The sequence below is a fragment of the Colwellia ponticola genome (assembly GCF_005885605.1).
Lineage (GTDB): Bacteria > Pseudomonadota > Gammaproteobacteria > Enterobacterales > Alteromonadaceae > Colwellia > Colwellia ponticola.
In genome coordinates this window covers 1-429 of record NZ_SZVP01000173.1, presented here as the reverse complement: position 1 = coordinate 429, position 429 = coordinate 1, and the positions used below count along the sequence as shown (strand labels likewise).

Genomic DNA, 429 nt, shown 5'->3' with positions numbered 1-429 from the left:
GCAATTTCGCTTTGCGGGTTGATGGCCGGACTGGCGCTGATGAGATTGGCATGCTGAACCGGGCATTCAACCGTATGACCCAGCAACTTGATCGGCAGACAACCGCACTCGATGAGCGCCGCGCGTTCATGGAGGCAGTTCTGGATTCTGTTACCGCAGGCGTTATTTCGCTCAATGAAAGCCGCGAAGTTCTGCTGATCAATGGATCCGGCCAAGACTTGCTGCTGCAAGGTGGAGAGAGCAATAACCCGCTCGGAATGAGCATGGTGTCGGTTTCACCGCAAATCGACGCGATGCTTGAAGCAGGATTGACGAGCGGTGTTGTCACCCATTCCAAAGGCAGTGAGCTGCTCACGCTGGCAGTGAAGATTGCGCCAGAAAACGATGGTCATGTGATTACGTTCGAGGACATCACCCGCCAACTGCTCG

Annotated in this window: 1 protein-coding gene; it reads left to right on the top strand. The window is 55.0% G+C overall.

Annotated features, from left to right (window positions below; all coding sequences use genetic code 11):
- A partial coding sequence (locus FCS21_RS16885) for a HAMP domain-containing protein (RefSeq protein ID WP_171035751.1) occupies positions 1 to 429 on the top strand: 429 nt, incomplete at both ends.